24 protein-coding genes are annotated in these 24,464 nt (G+C 70.8%); 8 read left to right on the top strand and 16 right to left on the bottom strand.

The window, feature by feature from the left end:
* Positions 1–13: 13 nt before the first annotated feature.
* Both mqnP and ACF07V_RS26425 read right to left on the bottom strand, forming a co-directional pair.
* Complete coding sequence (mqnP, locus tag ACF07V_RS26430; RefSeq protein WP_392157746.1) at positions 14–916, bottom strand: menaquinone biosynthesis prenyltransferase MqnP; 903 nt, start codon at positions 914–916, stop codon at positions 14–16.
* The gene (locus ACF07V_RS26425) at positions 913–2,364 is read right to left on the bottom strand and encodes a menaquinone biosynthesis decarboxylase (protein WP_392157744.1); all 1,452 of its coding nucleotides are present in this window, start codon (positions 2,362–2,364) and stop codon (positions 913–915) included. Before ACF07V_RS26425 ends, mqnP begins: the two co-directional genes overlap by 4 nt.
* Positions 2,365–2,452: 88 nt before the next feature.
* Between ACF07V_RS26425 and ACF07V_RS26420 the strand changes: the two genes are divergently transcribed.
* Together ACF07V_RS26420 and ACF07V_RS26415 are read left to right on the top strand one after the other, a co-directional pair.
* Entirely contained in the window at positions 2,453–2,842 is a 390-nt protein-coding gene (locus ACF07V_RS26420) for a PLD nuclease N-terminal domain-containing protein (RefSeq protein ID WP_392157743.1), read from the top strand.
* Positions 2,842–3,726, top strand: a complete 885-nt coding sequence (locus ACF07V_RS26415; RefSeq protein WP_392157741.1) for a LysR family transcriptional regulator — start codon at positions 2,842–2,844, stop codon at positions 3,724–3,726. The genes ACF07V_RS26420 and ACF07V_RS26415 overlap by 1 nt, the downstream gene beginning before the upstream one ends.
* On the opposite strand, the gene ACF07V_RS26410 is transcribed toward ACF07V_RS26415, so the two are convergent.
* Entirely contained in the window at positions 3,629–4,552 is a 924-nt protein-coding gene (locus tag ACF07V_RS26410; RefSeq protein ID WP_392157739.1) for a DMT family transporter, read from the bottom strand. The genes ACF07V_RS26415 and ACF07V_RS26410 overlap by 98 nt on opposite strands.
* A gap of 154 nt (positions 4,553–4,706) precedes the next feature.
* On the opposite strand from ACF07V_RS26410, the gene ACF07V_RS26405 reads away from it, so the two are divergent.
* From ACF07V_RS26405 to ACF07V_RS26395, 3 genes are all read left to right on the top strand, one after another.
* Positions 4,707–5,309 carry a flavodoxin family protein gene (locus ACF07V_RS26405; protein ID WP_392157737.1) on the top strand — a complete coding sequence of 201 codons (603 nt, stop codon included), beginning with the start codon at positions 4,707–4,709 and terminating at the stop codon, positions 5,307–5,309.
* An 85-nt stretch (positions 5,310–5,394) separates the two neighbouring features.
* On the top strand, positions 5,395–5,847 hold the full coding sequence (locus tag ACF07V_RS26400) for a nucleoside deaminase (RefSeq protein ID WP_392157735.1): 453 nt from the start codon (positions 5,395–5,397) through the stop codon (positions 5,845–5,847).
* A complete protein-coding gene (locus ACF07V_RS26395; RefSeq protein WP_392157733.1) occupies positions 5,840–6,748 on the top strand; it encodes an isopenicillin N synthase family dioxygenase in 909 nt (302 codons plus the stop codon). The genes ACF07V_RS26400 and ACF07V_RS26395 overlap by 8 nt, the downstream gene beginning before the upstream one ends.
* An 11-nt stretch (positions 6,749–6,759) precedes the next feature.
* Here ACF07V_RS26395 and ACF07V_RS26390 read toward each other — a convergent pair whose 3' ends face one another.
* Positions 6,760–6,945, bottom strand: a complete 186-nt coding sequence (locus tag ACF07V_RS26390; protein WP_392157731.1) for a hypothetical protein — start codon at positions 6,943–6,945, stop codon at positions 6,760–6,762.
* 107 nt (positions 6,946–7,052) lie between these two features.
* Positions 7,053–7,400: a hypothetical protein gene (locus ACF07V_RS26385; RefSeq protein WP_392157730.1), complete on the bottom strand. Its 348-nt coding sequence runs from the start codon at positions 7,398–7,400 to the stop codon at positions 7,053–7,055.
* A gap of 162 nt (positions 7,401–7,562) precedes the next feature.
* On the opposite strand from ACF07V_RS26385, the gene ACF07V_RS26380 reads away from it, so the two are divergent.
* On the top strand, positions 7,563–8,549 hold the full coding sequence (locus tag ACF07V_RS26380) for a LuxR C-terminal-related transcriptional regulator (RefSeq protein ID WP_392157728.1): 987 nt from the start codon (positions 7,563–7,565) through the stop codon (positions 8,547–8,549).
* A 48-nt stretch (positions 8,550–8,597) separates the two neighbouring features.
* Here the strand turns inward: ACF07V_RS26380 and ACF07V_RS26375 are convergent, their stop codons facing one another.
* The 3 genes from ACF07V_RS26375 to ACF07V_RS26365 form a co-directional block, all read right to left on the bottom strand.
* Positions 8,598–9,677: a transglycosylase family protein gene (locus tag ACF07V_RS26375; protein ID WP_392157727.1), complete on the bottom strand. Its 1,080-nt coding sequence runs from the start codon at positions 9,675–9,677 to the stop codon at positions 8,598–8,600.
* 88 nt (positions 9,678–9,765) lie between these two features.
* A complete protein-coding gene (locus tag ACF07V_RS26370; protein WP_392157725.1) occupies positions 9,766–11,052 on the bottom strand; it encodes a hypothetical protein in 1,287 nt (428 codons plus the stop codon).
* A gap of 47 nt (positions 11,053–11,099) precedes the next feature.
* Positions 11,100–11,978: a hypothetical protein gene (locus tag ACF07V_RS26365; RefSeq protein WP_392157724.1), complete on the bottom strand. Its 879-nt coding sequence runs from the start codon at positions 11,976–11,978 to the stop codon at positions 11,100–11,102.
* A gap of 369 nt (positions 11,979–12,347) precedes the next feature.
* Here ACF07V_RS26365 and ACF07V_RS26360 point away from each other — a divergent pair, with 369 nt between their 5' ends.
* Positions 12,348–14,411 (top strand): hypothetical protein, encoded by a 2,064-nt coding sequence (locus ACF07V_RS26360; protein WP_392157722.1) that lies wholly within the window; start codon positions 12,348–12,350, stop codon positions 14,409–14,411.
* Positions 14,412–14,415: 4 nt separating this feature from the next.
* The gene (locus ACF07V_RS26355) at positions 14,416–15,963 is read left to right on the top strand and encodes an ABC transporter substrate-binding protein (RefSeq protein ID WP_392157720.1); all 1,548 of its coding nucleotides are present in this window, start codon (positions 14,416–14,418) and stop codon (positions 15,961–15,963) included.
* Positions 15,964–15,988: 25 nt separating this feature from the next.
* On the opposite strand, the gene ACF07V_RS26350 is transcribed toward ACF07V_RS26355, so the two are convergent.
* The 8 genes from ACF07V_RS26350 to hemL form a co-directional block, all read right to left on the bottom strand.
* The gene (locus ACF07V_RS26350) at positions 15,989–16,525 is read right to left on the bottom strand and encodes an SRPBCC domain-containing protein (protein ID WP_392157718.1); all 537 of its coding nucleotides are present in this window, start codon (positions 16,523–16,525) and stop codon (positions 15,989–15,991) included.
* Positions 16,526–16,562: 37 nt separating this feature from the next.
* Positions 16,563–17,609, bottom strand: coding sequence for a c-type cytochrome biogenesis protein CcsB (ccsB, locus tag ACF07V_RS26345; RefSeq protein WP_392158151.1), 1,047 nt, complete (start codon positions 17,607–17,609; stop codon positions 16,563–16,565).
* Positions 17,610–17,647: 38 nt separating this feature from the next.
* Positions 17,648–19,348, bottom strand: a complete 1,701-nt coding sequence (locus ACF07V_RS26340; protein WP_392157716.1) for a cytochrome c biogenesis protein ResB — start codon at positions 19,346–19,348, stop codon at positions 17,648–17,650.
* Positions 19,349–19,353: 5 nt separating this feature from the next.
* On the bottom strand, positions 19,354–20,091 hold the full coding sequence (locus ACF07V_RS26335; RefSeq protein ID WP_392157714.1) for a cytochrome c biogenesis CcdA family protein: 738 nt from the start codon (positions 20,089–20,091) through the stop codon (positions 19,354–19,356).
* Between the two features lie 4 nt (positions 20,092–20,095).
* A complete protein-coding gene (locus ACF07V_RS26330) occupies positions 20,096–20,713 on the bottom strand; it encodes a TlpA family protein disulfide reductase (RefSeq protein WP_392157712.1) in 618 nt (205 codons plus the stop codon).
* 77 nt (positions 20,714–20,790) lie between these two features.
* Positions 20,791–22,005, bottom strand: a complete 1,215-nt coding sequence (locus tag ACF07V_RS26325) for a hypothetical protein (RefSeq protein ID WP_392157710.1) — start codon at positions 22,003–22,005, stop codon at positions 20,791–20,793.
* A 272-nt stretch (positions 22,006–22,277) separates the two neighbouring features.
* On the bottom strand, positions 22,278–22,970 hold the full coding sequence (locus ACF07V_RS26320) for a histidine phosphatase family protein (protein ID WP_392157709.1): 693 nt from the start codon (positions 22,968–22,970) through the stop codon (positions 22,278–22,280).
* Positions 22,967–24,313, bottom strand: a complete 1,347-nt coding sequence (gene hemL / locus ACF07V_RS26315; RefSeq protein ID WP_392158149.1) for a glutamate-1-semialdehyde 2,1-aminomutase — start codon at positions 24,311–24,313, stop codon at positions 22,967–22,969. The genes ACF07V_RS26320 and hemL overlap by 4 nt, the downstream gene beginning before the upstream one ends.
* Positions 24,314–24,464: the final 151 nt, after the last annotated feature.

The following is a 24,464-nucleotide window of genomic DNA, read 5'->3' as shown; positions in this document are numbered from 1 at the left end:
TCCTCGCACCGGGCTACGGGGTGAGCCCGCGGACCAGCAGATCGAGCAGCGCGCACACGAACAGGCTGATCCCGATGAAGCCGTTCGTCGTGAAGAACGCCCTGTTCAGCCGGGACAGGTCGTGCGGCTTCACGATCGTGTGCTCGTACCCGAAGGCGACGACCACGATCACCAGACCGACCCAGAAGAAGAGGCCCGCGTCCGTCGCCAGGGCGTACCAGACGAGGAGGCCCGTCGTCACGACCGCCGAGGCGCGGGCGCCCCACAGCGCGGCCGGCACGCCGAAGCGGGCCGGGACCGACATGACGCCGTGCGCCCGGTCCGCCTGCACGTCCTGGCAGGCGAAGATCAGGTCGAAGCCGCCGATCCAGATGCCGACCGCGAGGCCGAGGATGACGGCGTCCCAGGACCACTCGCCGGTCACGGCGAGCCAGGCGCCGATCGGGCCGATGGACTGGGCGAGCCCCAGGATCGCGTGCGGGAAGTTGGTGAACCTCTTCCCGTACGGATAGACGACCATCGGGATGACGGCGAGCGGGGCGAGCGCCAGGCAGAGCGGGTTCAGGAGGGCGGCGGCGCCGAGGAAGACGACGACGGCGATCCCGGCCCCGGTCCACGCCGAGCGCACGGACACCGCGCCGGTCACCAGCTCCCGGTTCGCGGTCCGCGGATTACGCGCGTCGATCTCGCGGTCGATGATCCGGTTGCAGGCCATGGCGAAGGTCCGCAGGCCCACCATGCAAACGGTGACGAGGAAGAGCGTCCACCAGTGGATGTTCCGGTCGAGCTGGAACATCGCGGTGAGGGAGGCGATGTAGGCGAAGGGCAGCGCGAAGACCGAGTGCTCGATCATCACCAGGCGCAGGAAGGCCTTCGTACGTCCCGGCTCGGCGCCGGGAACGGCCGCGGTCGTCACAGCCCGTACTCCTTCCAGCGGCGGTCCACCAGAGCCGCCGTCGCCGGGTCCGACTCGACCATGTCCGGCCAGCCGCCGTCCCGGGTGTAGCCCTCCTCGGGCAGCTTCTTCGTGGCGTCGATGCCGGCCTTGCCGCCCCAGAACTGCTGGTAGGAGGCGTGGTCGAGGTGGTCGACCGGGCCTTCCACCACCGTCAGGTCCCGGGCGTAGTCCGTGTTCCCGAGCGCCCGCCAGGACACCTCGTGCAGATCGTGGACGTCGCAGTCCTTGTCGACCACGATGATCAGCTTGGTCAGCGACATCATGTGCGCGCCCCAGATGGCGTGCATGACCTTCTGCGCGTGCTTCGGGTACTTCTTGTCGATCGAGACGATCGCGCAGTTGTGGAAGCCGCCCGACTCCGGCAGGTGGTAGTCGACGATGTCCGGAACGATGATCTTGAGGAGCGGCAGGAAGAAACGCTCCGTCGCCCGCCCGAGCGGCCCGTCCTCCGTCGGCGGCCGGCCCACGACGATCGACTGGAGCAGCGGACGCTTCCGCATCGTGATGCAGTCGATCTTCAGGGCGGGGAAGGGCTCCTGCGGGGTGTAGAAGCCGGTGTGGTCGCCGAAGGGACCCTCCGGAAGCATCTCGCCGGGCTCCAGCCAGCCCTCGACGACGACCTCGGCGTGGGCCGGGACCTGCAGCGGGACGGTCTTGCAGTCGACCATCTCGATCCGCTTGCCCTGCACGAAGCCGGCGAAGAGGTACTCGTCGATGTCGCCGGGCAGCGGCGCCGTCGAGGCGTAGGTGACGGCCGGAGGGCAGCCGAACGCGATCGCGACCGGCAGCCGCTCGCCGCGCTCGGCGGCGACCGCGTAGTGGTTGCGGCTGTCCTTGTGGATCTGCCAGTGCATGCCGATGGTGCGCTTGTCGTGCCGCTGGAGCCGGTAGAGCCCCAGGTTCCGCACACCGGTCTCGGGATGCTTGGTGTGGGTGAGCCCCAGGTTGAAGAAGGAGCCGCCGTCCTTGGGCCAGGTGAAGAGCGCCGGAAGGAGGTCGAGGTCGACGTCGTCCCCGGTGAGGACGACCTCCTGGACCGGGGCTTCCTTCACCTTCTTCGGCGGCACGTGGACCATCGAGCCCAGCTTGCCGAAGGCCTCCCTGACCCCGACGAAACCGTGCGGCAGCTCCGGCTTGAGGAGCCCGCCGATCTTCTCGCTGATCTCGCCGTACGACTTCAGGCCGAGGGCCTTGAGCAGCCGGCGGTCCGTGCCGAAGACGTTCATCGCGAGGGGCATCGAGGAGCCCTTGACGTTCTCGAAGAGAAGCGCCGGACCCCCCGCCTTGTTCACCCGGTCGACGATCTCCCCGACCTCCAGGTACGGGTCGACTTCGGCCTTGATGCGCTTGAGGTCGCCTTCGCGCTCCAGGGCCCTGAGCAGCGAGCGGAGATCGTCGTAAGCCATAGGGGCAGTATCCGCCACGGGCTAGGCTTGACTCGTCACCGGGGCCGCCACAACCGGCCCCGCCGCTGCTTCCAGGGGGCTGCACCACATGCTCAGGGCACTGATGTACATCCTGCCGCTGGCGCTGACGATCTATGCCTTCATCGACTGCCTGAACACCCCCGAGGACGAGGTCAAGCACCTGCCGAAGGTGGTCTGGGTCATCATCATCCTGCTCTTCTGGATCGTGGGCCCGATCGTGTGGTTCGCCGCCGGCAAGCTGCGCCGCGCCCCCGCCGGAGGCCGTACGCCCTCCGAGTGGCACCGGAACCACCGCTCCGAGTGGGTCGCCCCGGACGACAACCCGGAGTTCCTCAAGTCCCTCAAGGAAGAGAACAAGAAGGACGAGTCCCTCCTCAAGGACTGGGAGGCGGACCTGCGCCGCCGCGAGGAGGAGCTGAAGAAGCGCGAGCAGGGCGAGGACAAGGGCGAGAACTGATGGAGCTGCGGCTCCTGGCCACCTTCGAGAAGGTGGCCGACGTCCTCTCCTTCACCCGGGCGGCGGCGGAGCTCGGCTACGCCCAGTCGAGCGTCACGGCCCAGGTCAGGTCGCTCGAATCCTCCCTCGGGGTGGAACTCTTCGAGCGCCTCGGCTCCCGCATCCGCCTGACCGAGGCGGGGGAACGACTGCTGCCGTACGCCCGCCGGATGGCGGACCTGGCGGAGGAGGCCCGTACGGCCGTCGCGGCCACGGCGGAACCCTCGGGCCCGATCGCGGTCGGCACCATGGAGTCCCTCACCTCCTACCGGCTGCCGCCCCTCCTGGAGTACTTCCACCACCGCTACCCGAAGGTGCGGCTGACGCTCCGCCCCACGCTCGGCGACGAGACCCGGCAGGCGCTGCGGCAGGGCACGTACGACGTCGGCTTCCTGATGGAGCCGGAGACGGAGCACGAGGGCCTGGAGTCGGAGATCCTCGCGCCGGAGCCCCTGGTCCTGGTGGCGGGCCCGGGCCATGCCCTCGTCGGCCGTACGGATCTGACGAGCGCGGACCTGGCCGACGCCCAACTGGTGGGCACCGAGCCGGGCTGCCCGTACCGCGACCTCTTCGAGGCGGAGCTGCGGGCGTGGGCGCCGCCGTTCATGGAGTTCGGCACGATCGAGGCGACCAAGCGGGGGGTGGCGGCGGGCCTGGGGGTGGCGCTGCTGCCGAGGGTGACGGTCGAACGGGAGCTGGCGGACGGGACCCTCGTTCCGCTCCCCTGGGAGGCCCCCTTCACCCTGTTCACGCAGCTCGCGTGGCGGCGGGGGAAGCGGCTTCCGGCGCATGTGCGGCTGTTCGTGGAGCAGGCGCGGCGGCTGGTGTCCGAGCAGCGAGGGTGACCTTCAGGCTGGCGAGCACGATCAGCGGGACGCCTAGCGCCTGGACGAGCCCGATGTGGTGCCCGTACACCGCCCAGTCGACGCCCATGGCGACGGCGGGGTAGGTGAAGGCGAGGACGGCGATCTTGGCGGTGGGCAGCTTGGCGTAGGCGGCGTACATGAGCACGTACATGAGCCCCGTGTGGATGAACCCGAGGCCGACGAGCCAGCCCCAGCCACCGCCGCCGACACCGCCGAAGTCGACGAAGGGCAGCAGCAGCGGCATCCCGACGAGCACCTGCACCAGGGCGATGAGGTGGGGTCGCACCCCCGTGATCCGCTTGGTGACGAAGGTCGCGAGGGCGTAGAGCACGGCGGCGGCGAGCGCGAACCCGAGCCCCTTGAGGGAGGCGGTGTCGCCGGGCCGCACCCCGGACACGAGCACGAGCCCGACGAAGGCGAGGGCGAGCCACGCCAGCTTGGATCCGGGGATCCGCTCCCGCAGGACGACGGCGCCGAGGAGCACGAGGAAGAACGGCTGGGTGTGGTAGACGACGGTGGCCAGCGAGATGGAACTGGCCTCGTACGCCTCGAACAGGAACACCCAGTTGAAGACGATGAAGACACCGCCGAGCGCGGCCAGCCCCAGCTTCCTCGCGGTGAACCCGTGCCCCGTGAAGAACCCCCGGACGAGGCTGTAGGCCCCGAGGGCGAGGGCCCCGAAGAGGCAGCGGAAGAACACCACCTCGAAGGGCGAGGCGCCGGACTCGACGACGAAGACGCCGAGGGTGCCGGAGAGCACCATGGCGAGGGTCAGTTCGACGGTTCCTCTGGTCTCGTTTCTCATGCCGCCGACGCTACGAAGAGGAGCGGGGGCGGGTCCACGGGCCAGTGGGGCGTCCTCCCGATGGCCCCGATCGGCTCGGCCGATGGAGCCCGGAATACCGTCGGGGAGGCGGGAGTTGGCAACGTGACACCCACCCCCAGGAGGCGGAGCAGAGATGACCCTCGACACCGTACGTGGCACGGACCGCTCGTTCCTCTTCGTCCTCGGCAGCTCGCGCTCCGACGGAAACACCGAGATCCTCGCCCGCGCCGCCGCCGCGCAACTCCCCGCCGGCACACCGCAGCGCTGGGTGGACCTGAACGAGCTGACCCTGCCCGACTTCCAGGACGGACGGCACGAGTCGGCGGACCGGCAGGACGGGGAGAACGAGGAGCTGCTGCGGCAGGCCACGCTGGACGCCACCGACATCGTCATCGCCTCGCCCCTGTACTGGTACACCCTCTCCGCGCAGACCAAGCGCTACCTCGACTACTGGTCGGGCTGGCTGAACGTGCCCGGCTCGGACTTCAAGGAGCGCATGGCGGGCGGCACGCTGTGGGGCGTGACGGCGATGGCGCACGAGGAGTACGAGGTCGCGGACGGCCTGGTGACGGCACTGAACCACTCGGCGGCCTACCTGGGGATGCGCTTCGGCGGCGTCCTGACCGGCACCGCGTCCCGCCCCGGCCGCATCCACGCCGACGAGCGGGCGATGACCCGCGCCAAGACCTTCTTCGAGAGCGAGACCCCGCTCGCCCGCTTCCCCTTCGAGGAGTAGCCCGTCGAGGAGTGGCCCGTCGAGGAGTAACCCGTCCGACGTTCCCCCGTGTGAGGCCAGGCCCGCGCCGGGGAAGGCTCCCCGCATGGATCTGGAACTGGCACGGCGGTGGCTCGGCACCGCGCTCGACGAGGCCCGGGCCGGGCTCGCCGAGGGCGGGATCCCGATCGGGGCCGCGCTCTACGGGGCCGACGGGGCGCTGCTCGGACGCGGGCACAACCGCCGGGTGCAGGACGGGGACCCGGCCATGCATGCCGAGACGGCCGCCTTCCGGGCCGCCGGCCGGCAGCGCTCGTACCGGGGGACGACGATGGTCACGACCCTCTCGCCCTGCTGGTACTGCTCCGGGCTCGTGCGGCAGTTCGGGATCTCACGGGTGGTCGTCGGGGAGGCCGAGACCTTCCACGGCGGGCACGAGTGGCTCGCGGAGCACGGGGTGGAGGTCACCGTGCTCGGTGATCCCGCCTGCGTCGGCCTGATGCGGGAGTTCATCGACGGGAACCCGGCCCTGTGGAACGAGGACATCGGCGATGACTGAGGCGAGTCTGCCCACGATCGACCTGGCGCGCGATCCCGGCCCCCAGCTGCCGGCCGTCGACCGGGCCCTGCGCGAGGCCGGGTTCCTGCTGGTCACCGGGCACGGTGTCGACGCGGGGCTGCGGGCGGAGATCCGGGCCGTCGCCCGGCGGTTCTTCCATCTGCCCGCCGCCGTCAAGGAGCCGTACGCCGTGCGGGTCGGGGGGCGGGGGTGGCTCGGTCCGGGGGCGGAGGCCAACGGGTACGCGGAGGGCACGGCGACCCCGCCCGACCTGAAGGAGTCGCTCTCCTTCGCGGCCGACGAGCCGACCGGGGACCCGGTCGTGGACGCGGAGTGGTTCCTGCCGAACACGTGGCCCTCCGAGGTGCCCGAGCTCAGGCCGCTCGTGGAGAGCTATCTGGTGGCCATGAAGTCGCTTTCCGACCGGGTGCTCGATCTGCTCGGCGTCGCGCTCGGCGAGGAGCGGGACTTCTTCACCCGGCACACCGGGCATCCCACCTTCGGTTTCAACGTCAACTGGTATCCGGGGCGGGAGCGGACCGGTGATCCGGAGCCGGGGCAGTTCCGCATCGGCCCGCACACGGACTTCGGCACGGTCACCGTCCTCGACCGGGAGGCGGGCAAGGGCGGGCTCCAGGTGTTCACCGACGCGCGGGGCTGGCAGGACGCTCCGTACGATCCGGCCGCGTTCACCGTCAACATCGGCGATCTGATGGCGGGCTGGACGGGAGGGCGGTGGCGTTCGGGGCGGCACCGGGTGCTGCCACCACCGGCGGACGCGCCCGCCGAGGAGCTGATGTCGCTGGTCTACTTCTACGAGTGCACGCCCGGGACGACCATCCACGGCATCGAGTCGCACGCGTACCTGCGCGGCCGGCTCGACGCCATCGCCGCCGAGTGACGTGCCCCGGCCTACTGCCAGCCGAAGTCGTCGGTACCGGTGCCGGTGCCGGTGTCGCCGGTGGCGGGCTGCGCCGACGCCTCGATCCGGTCGACGGGCTGGTCCTGGGCGGCCTGCGCGGCCACCGCGGGGAGCAGGAGGGCGGCGAGGGAGCAGACGACGACCGCGGTGGTCCGGGCGATACGGGTGCTGATCACGGGAGGAACCTTTCGGGACTGCAGAAGTGGGAACGGGTCCGGCCTCGTACCCCGCGGTGGTGCGGGCCGGTGGTTGCCTCCGGAGCTCCTCGCCCCTTCGGCACGTCCTACTCTGCTCGCCCGGCGGGGCCCCCGGTAGGCCTGGCGGGTGGCCCCAAGAGGCCATGACCCAATGGGGCCAGGAAGGCCGCTTCCGCCCGCCGCAGCGACCAGCCCGTGAAGCCCGGGTGCCTGGTCAGCAGCCGCTCGCAGAGCGCCGCCGTACGGGCCTCCGCCTGGGCCAGTGAGTCCGCGAGGAGGTAGACCCCGAGGACGGGGCCACGGGGCCCGTTCGCGTGGGCGCTGACGTGCTCGACGCCCTCCTCGGGCCGGGCGAGCCGCAGGGCCTTGGCGGCGGCGTCGCAGGGCATCAACATTCCGGCGGGCGAGGCGAGTTGGGCGTGGATCAGGTACATGGGATCCAGAGTGTCAAGCCGGGAGGTCATTCCACGACAACTCCGGGTGGCCCCTTGCTGCCTTGGACTGAAACGGCCAACCCTCCCCTCCGGTCCGACAAGATCACGGGCGTCGTGCGACGATCCCTGTGATCAACCATCGTGCGAGGGGGGGCCTCCAGGATGCTCACGCTGTTGGGACTGGACCAGAAGACCGAGTCCGTCTACCGCGCCATGCTGGCGTGTCCGGGCGACGGGGTCGTCGCGCTGGGGAGACGGATCGGGTTCGCGGAGGAGGACGTACGGGGGGCGCTCGACCGGCTCAGCGAGATCGGCCTGGTCCGCTCCTCGTACGACTCCCCCGGGACGCTGCGGGCGGTGAGCCCGGACGTCGGGATGGAGCTGCTGCTCGCCCGGCAGCAGGCCGAGCTGCTCGCCCAGCAGCAACGGGTGGAGGAGAGCCGGGCCGCCGCGGCCCAGCTGATCGCGGAGTACACCCAGCTGCGCCCGCAGGCCCCGGAGGCGGGGGTCGAGCACCTGATCGGTCTGGACGAGATCCGTGACCGCCTCACCGCGCTGCACCGGCAGGTCCGGGAGGAGGTGATGATCTTCTCTCCCGACGGCGCGCAGTCGCCGGACAATCTGGAGGCCTCGAAACCGCTGGACCTCGCCCTGCTGGAGCGCGGGATCCGGATGCGGACGGTCTATCTGGACAGCGTCCGCAACAGCCCGCACACCATGGCGTACGCCGAGTGGCTCGGCACTCTCGGCCGGCAGGCCCGTACCGTCGCCGCCCTGCCCGTACGGCTGATCATCATCGACCGTGCGACCGCCGTGATGCCGGTCAGCAGTGACGATTCGGCGGCCGGCGCGGTGGTGATCACCGGCCAGGGCACCGTCACCGCGCTCTGCGCCCTCTTCGAGACGGTGTGGGAGGGCGCGAAGCCCCTGGGCGAGCCGGTGATCGAGGAAGCCGGCGAGCTGACCGACACCGAGGCGACGACGCTGCGGCTGCTCGCCAACGGTCTCACCGACGAGGCGATCGCCAAGCGCCTCGGCGTCTCCCACCGGACCGCCCGCCGGACGGCGACCCTCCTCATGGAACGCCTGGGCGCGCGCAGCCGCTTCGAGGCGGGCGTGCGCGCGGTGCAGCGGGGCTGGCTGTCCTGACAGCCCGCTGCGGCGCCGGGGCGATGCCCGGCGCCGCGGCGGTAGGTCCTACTTGCCGTCCCAGTCGCCGGCGACCGGGATCATTCCGTCGCCGCCGAAGTTGAACTCGTAGTCGGCGTCGTTGTTCGTGTTCTGGTTGTTGATCGAGAAGACGTGGCTGCTCGGCATCCACACCGCGACCGTGTCCTTGCCGTCCTTGTCGAAGTCGCCGACGACCGGCTTGTGGCCGACGGTGCCGTACACGAACTCGAAGTCGTTGCCGCCGGAGTTCGGCGCGTTGCGGAGGTAGACCTTGCGGGTGGCGGGGTCGTACATGCCGATGCCGCTTCCGCCGGTGCCGTCCCAGTCGCCGGCCAGCGGGATCATCCCGTCGCCGCCGTAGACGAAGACCTTCTCCGCCGCTCCCGCGGTGTTGGAGTTGCGCAGGTAGAAGGTGTGGTTGGAGGGGCGCCACACGCCGATCGTGTCGGTGCCGTTGCCGTCCCAGTCACCGACGACCGGGATGTCGCCGAGGCTGCCGAAGCTGATCTCGTAGCTGTTGCCGCCCTGGTTGGGCGAGTTGCGCAGGTAGAAGGTGTGCGTGGCCGGGTCCCACATGCCGACGCCGTCACCGCCGATACCGTCCCAGTTGCCGGTCAGCGGCTTCATCCCCGTACCGCCGTAGACGAAGTCACCGGCGTCGTTGCCGCCCGCGTTCGCCGTGTTCCGCAGGTGGAAGTAGTGGTTGTACGGGTCCCACATGCCGATGCCGTCCTGGCGGGCGAAGACCGGGTCGGCGGGGTCGGAGCCGAGGCCGACCTGGGGTCCGCAGTTGGGCCACTGGTTCTCGCCGTAGGCGTCGAGGAGCTTCTCGCCGACGAGGATCTGCTCCTCCCGGGTCGCCTGGTGGGGGTACGCGGCGTACTGGGTGCCGCCCATGGACTGCCAGGTGCTCAGGCTGAACTGGATGCCGCCGTAGTAGCCGTTGCCGGTGTTGAGGGACCAGTTGCCGCCGCTCTCGCACTGGGCGAGCTTGTCCCAGGTGGCGACGGAGGCGGCGGTGGCCTGCCCGGCGCCGAGCGTGAGGGAGGCGAGGAGCGTGCCCGCGGCGAGGGCGAGCGTGGACAGGCGGGCGGAGAGGGAGCGCATGACGGGACCTCGGTACGTGGGAGTGGGGAAGGGGCCGGGCACGGAGCGGCGGCGCCGGGTCGGGGTCCCGGCGCCGCCGCGAGGGGTCCTACTTGCCGTCCCAGTCGCCCGCGACCGGGATCATGCCGTCCCCGCCGAAGTTGAACTCGTAGTCGGCGACGTTGTTGGTGTTCTGGTTGTTGATGGAGAAGACGTGGGTGCTCGGCATCCACACCGCGACCGTGTCCTTGCCGTCGCCGTCGAAGTCGCCCACGACCGGCTTGTGGCCGACGGTGCCGTACTGGAACTCGAAGTCGTTGCCGCCCGCGTTGGTGGCGTTGCGCAGGTAGACCATGCGGGTGGCGGGGTCGTACATGCCGATGCCGTCCGCACCCACGCCGTCCCAGTCGCCGGCCAGCGGGATCATGCCGTCGTCGCCGTAGACGAAGGACTTGTCGGCCACACCGCTCGTGTTGGAGTTCTTCAGGTAGAAGGTGTGGTTCGACGGGCGCCACACGCCCACGGTGACCGTGCCGTTGCCGTCCCAGTCGCCCATGACCGGGATGTCGCCGATGCTGCCGAAGTTGACCTCGTAGCTGTTGCCGCCGGCGTTGGCGGAGTTGCGCAGGTAGAACATGTGGTTCGAGGGGTCGTACATGCCGACGCCGTCGGTGCCGATGCCGTCCCAGTCGCCGGAGAGCGGGACCATGCCCGTGGCGCCGAAGACGAAGTCGCCCGCGTCGTTGCCACCCGCGTTCGCGGCGTTGCGCAGGTGGAAGTAGTGGTTGGACGGGTCCCACATGCCGATGCCGTCGGTGCCGCCGTCGATGGCCTTCTTGTAACGGAGCGCCTTGTAGTCGCCGTTGGGGTGGCCGTCGATGGTGGAGGCGTTGATGGACATGCCGGTGATGTGCTTCACCGGGGTCGAGCCGAAGCTGTAGTACGAGAACGTGGTGTGCGCGGCGTCGTCCCACTTGTCGAAGAGGATGACGTGGTCGTAGTAGCTGTTGAGGACGTCGCCGGCCTTCAGCTGGCTGCGGGAGATCTCGTACGTGTCGGCGCTGTCGCCGATGCCGACGGTGTTGAGGCTGGTGGTCAGGTGCCAGGCCATCGACACGTAGCCGGAGCAGTCCGTGCGGTAGTACTTGCCGTCGGAGTCGGGGTACGAGCCGCCCTGGTTGTACGTGAGGTTCTTGCCGAGCCAGTACTTGGCGCGCTCGATGATCTCGCTTCTGGTGATGTAGCCACCGGCCGTCGACGACGAGACCGTGGCGGCCGCGAGGGTCGTGGTCATGGCGGGCGCGGCGGCCTGGGCGGGGGTCGCGGCGGCGGTGCCGGCGAGACCGGCGACGGCGAGGGTGGCGGCGGCGCGGACGAAGGAACGCTTCATGGACATGGCTGTCTCCTGTGAGGTGGGTGAAGAGGGGGCTGATCCGCTCGGGATCACTTGTCGAGCTGTGCGCCGAGGGTCCGCAGGACGGCGGTGTCGCCTCGGAAGTCGTAGGACGGGGCGGCGGACGCGGAGGCCACCTCGTCGTAGTGGAGGAGCGCGAGGACGTTGCCCCGCTGGACGGCGTAGACGTGGTTCGCCTGGTCGCCGGGGGAGGACAGGCCCTGGACACCGGTCCAGCGGCGCTGCCACGAGGTGCCGTCCTCGGTGGTGGCGGTCTGCCGGACGGTGGCGTCCTGGGGCAGGTCGTACTTCTTCTGGAGCTCCCGGCTGGTCGCCTGGCAGTCCTTCATGGCCCCGACGGTCGTGCGGTACGCGGCGGCCGCGGCGGCCTCGTCGGGGAAGGTGAGGGTGTCCTGGACGGCGATGATGTCGCGCGTCGAGCCGAGGAAGCCCTGCTGGTGCCAGGCGGTGGCCTTCGTGAGGCTGACGCACTCGTTGAGCTGGAAGGTGCCGCTCAGGGGGAGGGCCTTGACCTCGCCCATGGGCTTCCACTGCTGGCGGTCGCTGTCCGGGAGTTCGGCGGGCGGGACGGGGGCGGGGGCGGTGGCGGGCCTCCCGGTCGCCCCGCCGGTGGGCGCGGTGGCCGGGGCGGGGGCGGCGGTACGGGCCGGGGCGCCGGCCGTACGGGACGGGGCCGGGGCCTTCGTCGGGGCCTGGGCCTTCGGGGCCGGGGCCTTCGTCGGGGCCGCCGTCGGCGCCGCGGCCGTGGGGGCGGCCGGAGCGGCGGCGGTCGGTACCGGAGCCTGGGCGTCGGTGTCGGTCGCGGAGGCGCTGGCCTGCTGGCTCACGCCGTAGACGGCGAGGGCCGCGAGGAGGCCCGTGCCGGCGAGGACGGCGTTGCGGGAGCGGCGCTTCCTTGACATAGACATGACATAACTCCGGTCAGGAGGGTGCGCGGATCAGGTGGATCTGGCGAAACGGGTGGATCGGATGGATCAGGTGGACCGGGCGGGTCGGGCGGACCGGGTGGTCCGCCCGGTGTCCGGCGACCTCCCGGCCCCCGTCCGTTCCGCCCGGTCCCCCCGGCGGTGATCACTATCTTGCTGAGCCCCGGCACCCCCCGGAAGAGGTTTCCGCTGGACCCAACGGGCCATGACCCCTTCCGTCCCCGCACCCCGCCGGGAAGCCCGCCCGCAAACCCCCTCCCGAATGATTGAGCGAGCCCAACACCCGGTAGATATCCTGAACTTGACGATGTGAAGGGGCACATCTCATGGGGGAGCAGGGGGCGACGGGACGTGGAAAGGGAGTTGTACGGCCGCGAGGCGGTCCTGGACGACGGCGGGCTCGTCGCCCGGCTCGTCGGGCTCACCGCCAAGGGGGCCGCGCGTGTCGCGTACGAGCACGGGGACGACCCGCCGGTCACGGTCTTCACCGGCGGGCGCGGCATGGGCAAGACCGCCCTGCTCAAGGAGGTCCGCAACCGCTACAAGGGCTACACCCCGCTCGCGCTCCTCGACTGCGCCCACGTCGAGCCGCCCGCCGACCACGGCCCCGGCTGGACCCCGGTCACCGGCGCCCTCGCCGAGCTGGCCGTGCAGCTGTCGCCGAAGGTGCTCGGCGCCCGGCCCGTACGGTTCCCCCGGCTCTCGCTCGGCCTGGTCGCGGTCGCCGCGCTCGGCTGGTCCCAGGAGGACGACGAGCGGGCCCGGCGCGACCTCCAGCGGCTCGGGCCGCTCCTCGCCACCGTCGACGCGACCCGCGGCGCCGCCGCCAACTGGGTCGGCAAGGTCCTCGCCAAGCTCGCCGCCACCTTCGCCGACGCCGCCGTCCCGCTCGCCGGGCTGCTCGCCGAGGCGACCGTGGAGACCGTCCTCGAGGAGGTGTTCGGCCGCCTCCAGCGCACCTCCGAGAGCTGGTACGGCGCCTATCGCAACGCCGGCGGACGCGGCAAGGCCGGACTCCAGCAGCTCGCCGTCGACTTCGAGCAGGGCGGCAGACGCCGCCGCGAGGCCGAGGACTTCCTCGTCGGCGCCCTCACCGAGGACCTGCTGACCGCCTACACCGGACTCCGCCGCGGCAGCCGCGTCGGCCGGCCCCTGCTCCTCCTCGACAACGCCCACGAGCCGCTCGGCCGGCAGCTCGTCGAGCCGATCCTCCGCGCCCGCGCCGCCGAGGACCGCCGCGACAAGGTCGTCGTCCTCGCCGGCTCCCGGGTCCGCGACCACGAGGGCCTGCGCCAGGCCACCCGCACCAGACTGCCGGAGACCGCGCACCGGGCGCCCTGCCCGCGCGGGACGAGCGTCGGCTCCGGCATCCTCGCCGTCGAGCTGACCCCGCTCTCCCCCGCCCAGACCCGGTCCGCCTTCGACCACCACGACCCGGCGGGCCGCACCCCCGCCGAACTCGCCCGCGCCGTCCACCGGCTGACCGGCGGCCGCCCCCTCGGTGTGGCCCTGCTCGGCCGGGCCGTCCGCCAGACCCCCGCCGCGCTGCGGGCCGGCCTCACCCCGGGCGGGCTCCTCGACCTCACCGTGGAGCTGCGCGAGGACGCCCCGCCGGTGCCCGTCGCCCCCACGCTCCTCGCCGAACTCCTGCCGGTGCGAAGACCGGGGCCGTACGCCGTCCTCGCCGCGACCCACGACGAGGAGTCCGCCCGGATGCTCGCCCACGCCCGGCTCCAGGCGGAGTCCCTGGACGGGGACGTGGCCCTGCGGGTCCGCGACCGGTTACGCGCCGAGGACTGGGGCGAGGGCCCCGCCCACTTCGTCGCCGACCCGCTGCTGCGCGCCCTGCTCCTGTACCGGCTCCGCTTCGAGGACGGCGACCATCCGCGGTACGCCGCCTGGCACGCCGTCCACGAGACCCTCTACCGGCACTACGGACCGGCCCCCGGCCCGTACCGCCTCCATCACGCGCTCGCCCTCGGCCGCGCCGAGGAGGCCGTCACACACCTGCGGGAGACCTTCCCCCGGCAGGACGTCCTCGGCTGGCTCGGCCGGCTCCGGTTCATCGCCGCCGCCCCGTACCCGCGCGAGCGGAACCGGCCGGGACCCGACCCGCGCCGCGCGGTCGCCCTCGGCGAGGAGCCGGCCGGCGCCCTGCCCGACGGGCTCGACCCCGACACCACCGCGCTCCACCTCTCCGTACGGCGCCTGCTGCACGCCGTATGGCTGCTCACCGACCCGCTCGCACTGCCCGACGACGAGGTCGCCGACCTGCTCGCGCACGAACTGCGCAGGCTCTCCGGCCGCCACCTGACGGGCAGCGGTTCACTCTGGGACGCGGCGGGCCAGTGGCCGCGCGACATCCGTGCCTGGCGGGAGCTGTCGCTGCCGCCGGCCCGTGAGAACGGAGTCTGACGCCATGCCCGACCCCTTCGCCACCCGGCTCCGCCGGCGCGTCCGCACCCCGCGCCAGAAGCTCGTCGCCTCCCTCGTCACCGCCGCCGTCGTCCTCGGCCTCGGCGGTTACGGCTTCGCCCGGCTCACCCAGCCGGAAAACCGTTCCTGTGCCCCCGGGGTGGCCCGCCCCGCCGACAGCGGGGAATGCGTCGGCGTCAACGGCACCGGCCACGACTTCGGCTTCCCCGACCTCAAGGACGTCGCCGAGACCATCCGCGCCGAGAACGCCACGCTGAAGGACGGCGAGTACGTCACCGTCGCCGTCCTCCTCCCCCTGACCTCCACCGACGCCGACATGCGGATCAAGGTCCTGCACGAGGTCCAGGGCGCGTACGCCTACCAGCGCCGGGCCAACCAGGAATCCAACGGCCGGCGGCCCACCATCCGCCTCGTCCTCGCCAACACCGGCCAGGGCAACGCCCACTGGCGCACCACCGTCGACCAGCTCGTCGCCATGGCCGACGGCCCCGAACGACTGCGGGCCGTCTCCGGCATCGCCACCTCCTCCGGCGAGATGCGCGAGGCCGTCACCGCCCTCACCCGCGCCAAGGTCGCCGTCGTCGGCACCACCATCACCGCCGACGACATCGCCAACGGCCCCGGCCGCAAGCCCTACCCCGGCCTCGCCCGCGTCTCCCCCACCAACGGCGACGAGGCCAAGGCGCTCGCCCACTTCGGCCGGGTCGACGCGGCGAAGGCGCTCCTCGTCCAGGACACCCGCAGCGGCGACCACTACGTCGACACCCTGAAGGCCGCCTTCGCCGCGTCCCTCAAGAACGCGCCCCTGGAACCCCAGGAGTTCACCTCCGCCCCCGACTCCACCCAGGAGGGCACGACCGCCAACACCTTCACCAACATCACCCACCTGATCTGCGACACCCGCGCCGAGACCGTCTTCTTCGCGGGCCGCCACACCCAGCTGCGCCAGTTCATCAACGCCCTCGGCGACCGAGGCTGCGTCGACCGCGCCTTCACCGTCCTCACCGGCGACGAGGGCTCGTACCTCGGCGCCGACGGGAAACTCGACCGGAAGGCCCTCAAGGGCAGGCTGACCGTGCGGTACGCGGCGCTCGCCCACCCGGACGCCTGGAAGCCCGCGCCGGGGCGGCCGGTGCCCCGGACCGGCGGCTCCGAGCAGGCGTACGCGGACTTCGTGGCGGACATCGCCAAGGCCGCCCCGAAGGACGAACCGGTGGCGCTCGCGGACGGCCAGGCGATCATCGCGTACGACGCGATGGCGACGGCGGTCCACGCGATCCGCCAGGCCACCCCGGAGGGCGCGGCCTACCCGTCGAAGGAGGACGTCGGCACGCAGTGGCCGCAGGTCAAGGGCTCACTGCGGGTCCAGGGCGCGAGCGGCTGGATCTGCCTGGACAACTACGGAAACCCGTACAACAAGGCGGTCCCGATCGTGGAACTGACCCAGGACGGCACCCAGCGCTTCGTCCAGATGGCCTGGCCGGAGGGCCGACCCCCGACCGACACGTGCCTGCCGCCGAAGAAGGGGTAGTGCGGTGTGTCCCGGCTCCCGGCTCCTACGGCTCCCACTTGGGCCAGGGCTCCTCGTCCCGGGCGTACAGCTCCCGCAGGTGCCGCCACCGCTCCGGGGACCAGTCCCGCCAGTCCGTGGGGTGACCGTCCAGGGCGGCGACCAGCCGCTCCAGGTGGTCGTGCCACCCGGCGAGACAGTCCAGCCGGTACTCCCGCGAACCCTGCACCTCGTTGGTGAAACGCAGCACGGTCGACCCGCCGCCCCCGGACGCCCCCGGCTCCAGATGGAACCGCATGCGTCCGTGGGTCGACGGATCGACCGTGTACTCGGCGACGACGTCCGGGTCCCAGGCGGTCACCCGCCCCGAGACCTCCGTGGCGCTGTTCAGCCAGCGGAGGGTGACCTTCCCGCCGAGCCGCGGCTCCAGCGGATCCGCCTCGCAGAGCCAGCCCGGCAGGCCCTCGGGCGAGGCGACGGCCGCCCAGACCATCGGCATCGGCTGCGGAAGGTCCACGACGAAGTGCAGCAGATGCCGGTCGCCGTCGTGGGTCTCGCTCCTGCCCCGGGGGATCTCGCTCATACCTCCAGCGTCACCCCGGGACAGGCCCGGTGCCAGCTCAGACGCCCGCGTACGAGTGCTTGCTGCTGACGAAGATGTTGACGCCGTAGTAGTTGAAGAGGAAGCAGGCGAAGGCGATGAGCGCGATGTACGCGGCCTTCCGCCCCTTCCACCCGGCCGTCGCGCGCGCGTGCAGGTACGCCGCGTAACCGACCCAGGTGATGAAGGACCAGACCTCCTTGGCGTCCCAGCCCCAGTAGCGGCCCCACGCGTCGCCGGCCCAGATCGCGCCGGCGATGATCGTGAAGGTCCAGAGCGGGAAGACGGCCGCGTTGACCCGGTAGGCGAACTTGTCGAGCGAGGCCGCGGCGGGCAGCCGCTCCAGGACGGAGCGGGCGAAGGAGCCGGGGTTCCCGCCGGTCGCGAGCTTGTTCTCGTACGAGTCGCGGAAGAGGTACAGCAGGGTCGCGACCGCGCCGAGGTAGAAGACCGCGCCGCAGAAGATCGCGGTGGAGACGTGGATCCACAGCCAGTACGAGTCGAGCGCCGGGACCAGCTGGTCGCTGGGGGTCTTCAGCCAGGTGACGGCCATGCCCAGGTCGAGCAGGACGGTGGTGACCAGCGGGAGGCCGATCCACCGGACGTTCTTCTTCGCGAGCAGGAAGCCGAGGTACGCGCCGACCGCCACCGTCGAGAAGGTGGTGGAGAACTCGTACATGTTGCCCCAGGGGGCCCGCTGCACGGAGAGCGCCCGGCTGACCACGCCCGCCGCCTCGATCGCGAAGGCGAGGACGGTGAGCGAGACGGCGATGCGGCCGTACAGATCGCCCTTGACCGTGCCGCCGGCCGCGCCGGGACCGTCCGGCACGTCACGGGTGCCGGCCGAGGACCGGGTGACGACCTTCGGCTTGTCGAGGACGGCGGTGCCTCCGGCCTGCTTGACCTGCACGGTCACGGCGGCGGCCGGGGCGGCCTTCCCGGCGGAGGTGAGCGCGGCGGCGGTGCGGCCGACCTTGCTGCGGCTGCCGAACACCCACTCGGCGATATGGGCGAAGAAGGCCAGGGTGTAGACGGCCATCGAGGAGTAGATGAGCAGGTCGCTCATCTGCGCCAGGCCTTCGTTGGTCGTCGTGGCGGCGAGGATCACTTGTCGGCCTCTCCAGAAGGGGCAGGGTCTTCTGCGGGTTCTTCCGCGGGTTCCGGTACTGAGGCCGTCGGCGGGGCCTGAGCCGTCAGGGCGAGGGCGAGGTCGCCCAGCTCCTCCGGCAGCTTGGCGGACTCGCTCCGGCCGAGCCCGGCCATCTCGACGACGGTCACGCCGTCCTCACCGCGCACGGCCCGGACCCAGACCCGGCGCCGCTGGATGAAGAGCGAACCGGTCAGGCCGGCGATCGCGGCGATCGCGCCCGTGAGGGCGAGCCCGTTGCCGGGCTGCTGCGAGATCTGGAAGCTCGCCCACTCCTTGACGTCCTTCTCGAAGGTGATCGAGCCGGCGCCGTCGGGCAGCGTCATGGTCTCGCCGGGCAGCATGCGCTGCGCGAGCTTGTTGCCGGACTTGTCCGTGAACTGGGTCATCTTGGACTTGTCGAGCTGGTACACGTTCTGCGGCAGGCCGGAGTTCACTCGCAGGTCGCCGTGGAAACCGGTGAGCGCCATCACGGGGAAGTCGAGCGCGGGGAACTGCGAGAACATCGTGCCCTTGCCGGCGCCCGCGAACGTCGGCACGAAGAAGGCCTGGAAGCCCAGCTGCTCCTTCTTGCCGTTCTTGTCGCGGTAGCCGTCCATGACCTTGATCGCGCCGGTCGACGTGATGTTGTTGTCGATCGGCAGCAGCGGCACGGCCCCGTGGAAGACGGTCTTGCCGCGGCCGTCCTTGACGGTGACGACGGGCGCGTACCCGTGGGCGATCAGATAGACCTTGGAGTCGCCCACCTTCAGCGGCTCGTTGACGCGGATGACCGCCTTCTTGTCGGCGCCGCCCTGCGAGTAGCTGACGGCCGCCTCGAAGGTGCGCGGGGTGCCGCGCTGGGGGCCGTTCTTCTCGTACGTGCCGTTGAAGGACTCCAGCTTGAAGCTGAACGGCTCCAGCTCGTCGGTGCCGAACTGGGAGCCGGACTTGAAGTCGTCGTACTGGGTGAGCGTGTTGGAGAAGCCGTCGCCCTCGACGATCAGCTTGCCGCCCTCGGACTTGAAGAGCTGGCCCCAGGCGAAGGCGACGAGCATCACGATCAGGGCGACGTGGAAGGCCAGGTTCCCGGCCTCACGGAGGTAGCCCTTCTCGGCGGCGACCGCGTTCCCGGCCGTATGGGCGCGGAAACGGCGCCCCTTGAGGAGGGCGAGCGCGGCCTCGTGGACCTGCCCGGGCTCGGCCTCGGTGCGCCAGGTGGTGTACGCGGGGAGCCGGTCGAGGCGCCGGGGGGCGCCCGGCGGGCGGCTGCGGAGCTGGCCGACGAACTGCCAGCTGCGCGGCAGGATGCAGCCGATGAGGGAGACGAACAGCAGGATGTAGATCGCGGAGAACCACACCGAGCTGTAGACGTCGAAGAACTGGAGCTTCTCGTACAGCGGCGTGAGCGTCTCGTGGGCCTCCTTGAAGGTCTGCACCTTCAGCTCGTCCGCGCTGGTCTGCGGGATGAGGGAGCCCGGGACGGCGCCCAGGGAGAGCATGAACAGCAGGATCAGCGCGACCCGCATGGAGGTCAGCTGCCGCCAGAACCAGCGGATCCAGCCGACGACCCCGAGGGTGGGGCCGCCGACGACGGTGTCCTCCTGGGGGGCGGTGGACAGCTGGGCCCCGGCGCTGCCGAGGTTCTCCTGCTGCTCCGTCGTATCGGTCTTGCTCATCGAACTCAGATCCCCACCGTGAAACCGCTGGACCAGCCCTGCATCGTGGCCACCATGCTGTCCCACGCGCCCGTCAGGAGCAGGACACCGGTGACCAGCATCATTCCGCCGCCGATCCGCATGACCCACACATAGTGCTTCTTCACCCAGCCGAACGCGCCGAGCGCCTTGCGGAAGGCGATGGCGGCGAGCACGAACGGTACGCCCAGGCCGAGGCAGTACGCGAAGGCGAGGATCGCCCCGCGTCCGGCGCTGGCCTGCTCCAGGGCGAGGGCGTTGACGGAGGCGAGGGTCGGGCCGATGCACGGCGTCCAGCCGATGCCGAAGAGCGCACCGAGGAGCGGGGCGCCGACGAGTCCGGCGACGGGCTTCTTGTGGAAGCGGAACTCCCGCTGGGTGAACCAGGGCATCAGGCCCATGAAGAAGACGCCCATGAGGATCATGAGCACGCCGAGGACCGTGGTGAGCGTGTCGCGGTACTCCTGGAGCGTCGACCCGAAGTAGCCGAAGAGCGCGCCGCCGGAGACGAACACGGCGGTGAAGCCGAGGACGAACAGGACGGCACCGGCGGTCATCCGGCCGCGGCGGCTCTCGGCGAGGTCGGTGCCGGTGACCCCCGTCACGTACGAGAGGTAGCCGGGGACGAGCGGGAGCACGCACGGCGAGAAGAAGGAGACGAGGCCGCCGAGCACCGCGAGGGGCAGGGCGAGCAGCAGGGCTCCGCTGGTGACCGTCTCGTTCACGGGCTCACTTCTCCTTGAGGAGGGGCTCGATCATCGACCGGAGCTTCTTCTCGTCGAGCGCCATGAGGGAGCGGGCGGCGATCTTGCCCTCCTTGTCGAGGACGACGGTGGAGGGGATCGCCTGCGGGTTGAGCGTGCCCTTGGGGAAGCCGAAGAGGATCAGCTTGCCCTGCGGGTCGTAGAGGCTGGGGTAGGGGATGCCGTAGTCCTCTTCGAAGGCGATCGCGGGCTGCTTGTTGGGGTCGCGGGTGTTGAGGCCCACGAACTCGACGTCCTGACCCTCGAGGTCCTTGGCGACCTTCGCGAAGTGCTTGGCCTCGGCGCGGCAGGGGCTGCACCAGGAGCCCCAGACGTTGAGGACGACGACCTTGCCCTTGAGGTCGGCGACGTCGAGCCGCTTCCCTTCGAGCGTCTCGCCGGCGATGTCGTTCGGGGCCGTGCGCTCGCCCTTGGCGACGGTGGAGATGCCACCCGTGTTGGTCACGAAGTTGGTCTGGCCACCGCCGCCGGACTTGCCGTTGTCGTCGCCGCCGCAGGCCGAGAGCGTGAGGGCGGCGGCGGACAGCATTCCGACGGCGACCAGGGTGCGCCGGGTGCGTCGTGGGGCACGGCTAAGGCTCATGTGAAAAGTTTCGCATGGGCGTTTGGGGGATCTTGGGCACCCCCCTACGTGCCCGTAAAGCCCCTTGTCAAGATCGCCTAAGCGGTGGGGGTCGCCGAGGCGCCGACCTTGAGGAACTCATTCCATCCGCCGGCCGGCTTCTGCCCGACTTCCAGACTGCGCAGCTTGTCGAGAATCCGCGGGTCCTGGACGTCGAGCCAGTCGACGAACTGCTTGAAGGAGACGAGCCGTACGTCCTTCTTTCCGGCCATTCCCTTGAGCGCCTCTTCGACGGCGTCCATGTAGATGCCGCCGTTCCACTGCTCGAAGTGGTTGCCGATGAAGAAAGGCGCGCGATTCGACTCGTACGCGCGCGTGAAGCCGGAAAGGTACGCCTCGGCCGCCTGCGTGCGCCAGCCCGGATAGCGCGAGGGCATGCCCTTGGTCGTGTTCTTCGACTGGTTGGCGAGCATGTTGTAGTCCATGGAGAGGACCTCGAAGGAGTGCCCGGGGAACGGCACGGCCTGGAGCGGCAGGTCCCAGATGCCCTGGCGCTTGGTGGGCCACGTCTGGCGGCCGCCGGGCGAGCTGGCGTCGTAGCGCCAGCCGAGGCGCTTGGCGGTGGGGAGCAGGTTGTCCTGGCCGAGGAGGCAGGGGGTGCGGCCGCCGACGAGCTCCTTGGAGTAGTCGAAGGGCAGCGGGTCGAGGTCGGTCCAGCCGCTGTTGGTCTTCCACTCGGTGACGAACTTCGTGGCCTGGTCGATCTCGCTCTGCCACTGGGCCGGGGTCCAGTTGCCGACGGAGCCGGAGCCGCCGCAGAAGTGCCCGTTGAAGTGGGTGCCGATCTCGTGGCCTTCGAGCCAGGCCTGCCGGACGTACTTCAGGGTCTCCTTGATGTGCCCGTCGGTGAGGTAGCCGATGTCGGAGGCGCCGACGCGGTTGTTCGGCGGGCGGTAGAGGTCCTTCTTGGACTCGGGGAGGAGGTAGATCCCGGAGAGGAAGAAGGTCATCGCCGCGTCGTTGTTCTTGGCGAGTTCGAGGAAGCGCGGGAAGAGGCCGTTGCCGACCTCGCCGGCACCGTCCCAGGAGAAGATCACGAACTGGGGCGGGGTCTGGCCGGGTTCGAGCGGGATGGGGGTGTCGGGCTGGTGCGGCTGCTTGCCCGTGTCGGCTGTGGAACCGTCACCGATGAGCCGGGCGTCGTCCTTGGTCGGGGCGGCCGTGCTCGGGTCCGCCGAGACGTCACCCCCCTTGCCGGGTCCGGAACGTCCCGGCTTGTCCTTTTCGGGGGTGCTGCATGCGGCGAGCCCCATCGCCGCAGCGGCCCCAACGCCCGCCCCGAGAAGCCCCCTTCGACTGATCCCGCTGATCCCGCGCATGAACATCCCCATTCGCGCTGACGTATGACCGAAACGTCATCCAAACCGACAATGAGTGAGATGCCGGGAGGAACACGGAGGTTCCGGAAAATCGCACAAAAATTTTAGGGCGACCGGATGACGTGAACATCATCATCCGATCGCCCTGAACTGTGGCCCTCGGGTGCGGCGCTGTCCAGTGGGGATGCGCACCCGGGCCGACGGGACTACGCCCCGAAAGCCTTCGACTTCCCCTTCACCGGCTTCGCGCCCGCCAGGAGGTGCGCCGGGACGAGGTCCCGGGCCGGCTCGCTGTACCCGACCGAGACGATCTTGTCGCCGCGGTACGTGAAGGAAGTCAGCGAGGCCAGCGTGCACTGCCGGCGCCGCGGGTCGTGCCAGAGCCGCCGCTTCTCCACGAAGCTCCGGACGATCCAGATCGGCAGCTGATGGCTGACGCAGACCGCCTCGTGCCCGCGGGCCGCGTCCTTCGCCGCGTCCAGCGCGCCCATCATGCGCACGACCTGCTCGACGTACGGCTCGCCCCAGGACGGCTGGAACGGATTGGTGAGGTGCTTCCAGTTCGCCGGCTTGCGCAGCGCCCCGTCACCGACACCGAAGGTCTTGCCCTCGAAGACGTTCTCCGCCTCGATCAGCCGCCCGTCACTGGCCAGGTCGAGACCGTGCGTCTTCGCGATCGGCGTCGCCGTCTCCTGCGCCCGCTCCAGCGGGGAGGCCACGACGTAGGTGATGTCCCGGTCGGCCAGGTGCTCGGCGACCCGGTCCGCCATCTGCCGGCCCAGCTCGGAGAGGTGGTAACCGGCGCGGCGCCCGTACAGCACGCCGTCGGGGTTGTGGACCTCGCCGTGGCGCATCAGGTGGACGACGGTGATGTCCTGGTCACGGGTGTTCTCGCTCATGCCGTGGCCTCCGCGGCGGCGCGGGCAGCGGCCGGCAGGGCCGCCGCGATGCGCTCGATCGCCCGCTCGTCGTGCGCGGTCGACACGAACCAGGACTCGAACGCGGACGGCGGCAGGTACACGCCGTCGGCCAGCATCGAGTGGAAGAAGGCGTTGAAGCGGAACGCCTCCTGCTTCTTCGCGTCGTCGTAGTTCCGCACCTCGTCCTCGGTGAAGAACACCGAGAACATGTTGGAGGCGGTCTGCAGCCGGTGCGCCACGCCCTCCTTCGACAGCGCGCCCGTGACCAGGCCCTGGATCTCCTTCGAGACCGCGTTCACCTTCTCGTACGCGGCCTCGTCGAGCAGCCGCAGCTGCGCGAGGCCGGCGGCGGTGGCGACCGGGTTGCCGGAGAGCGTGCCCGCCTGGTAGACGGGACCGGCCGGCGCCAGGTGCCCCATGACGTCCGCGCGGCCACCGAACGCGGCCGCCGGGAAGCCGCCGCCCATGACCTTGCCGAAGGTCATCAGGTCGGGCTTCACGCCGTCGACGCCGTACCAGCCGGCCCGGCTCGTACGGAAACCGGTCATCACCTCGTCGGAGATGTACAGCGCGCCGTTCTCCCGGCACAGGTCCGCGAGCCCCTGGTTGAAGCCCTCCACCGGCGGGACGACGCCCATGTTGCCCGGCGAGGCCTCCGTGATCACACAGGCGATCTCGCCCGGGTGCGCGGCGAACGCCGCCCGCACCGCGTCCAGGTCGTTGTACGGCAGCACGATCGTGTCCCCGGCCTGCGCGCCGGTCACGCCGGGCGTGTCGGGGAGGCCGAAGGTCGCCAGACCGGAACCGGCCGCGGCGAGCAGCGCGTCCACGTGGCCGTGGTAGCAGCCCGCGAACTTCACGACCTTCGCGCGCCCGGTGAACCCGCGGGCGAGCCGGATCGCGGACATGGTCGCCTCGGTGCCCGAGGAGACCAGGCGCACCTGCTCGACCGGCTCGATGCGGGCGACGATCTCCTCGCCGAGCGCGACCTCGCCCTCGCCGGGCGTGCCGAAGGAGGTGCCGCGCGCCACGGCGGCCTGCACGGCGGCGGTGACCTCGGGGTGCGCGTGGCCGAGAATCATCGGCCCCCACGAGCAGACCAGGTCGACGTACTCGCGACCGTCCGCGTCGGTGAGGTACGGACCGGAACCGGACACCATGAACCGGGGCGTTCCGCCCACGGCCCGGAAGGCACGCACCGGTGAGTTCACGCCGCCGGGCGTCACGAGGGAAGCGCGGTCGAAAAGCGTCTGTGAGACTGGGGCTTCGTATGAATACGGCACTGTGATCCTGACCTGCGAGAACGACTTCGGGCACGACATCGGGAACGGAAAGACGGCGGTGAGCATCCTGTCTGTTACGCCGAGGCGCTCCCCGTCCGCGTCTGCGAAACTGGGGCGTCATAGGGATGGCTCACGGAATCCATGGTGTCAGAGGCCACGGCGTTCTTGCGGACAGGTGTTTCACCGTACG

The organism is Streptomyces sp. NPDC015661 (assembly GCF_043077765.1).
Classification (GTDB): Bacteria; Actinomycetota; Actinomycetes; order Streptomycetales; family Streptomycetaceae; genus Streptomyces.
Note: the sequence above shows the minus strand (reverse complement) of the source record. Positions and strands in the feature narration are given on the sequence as shown.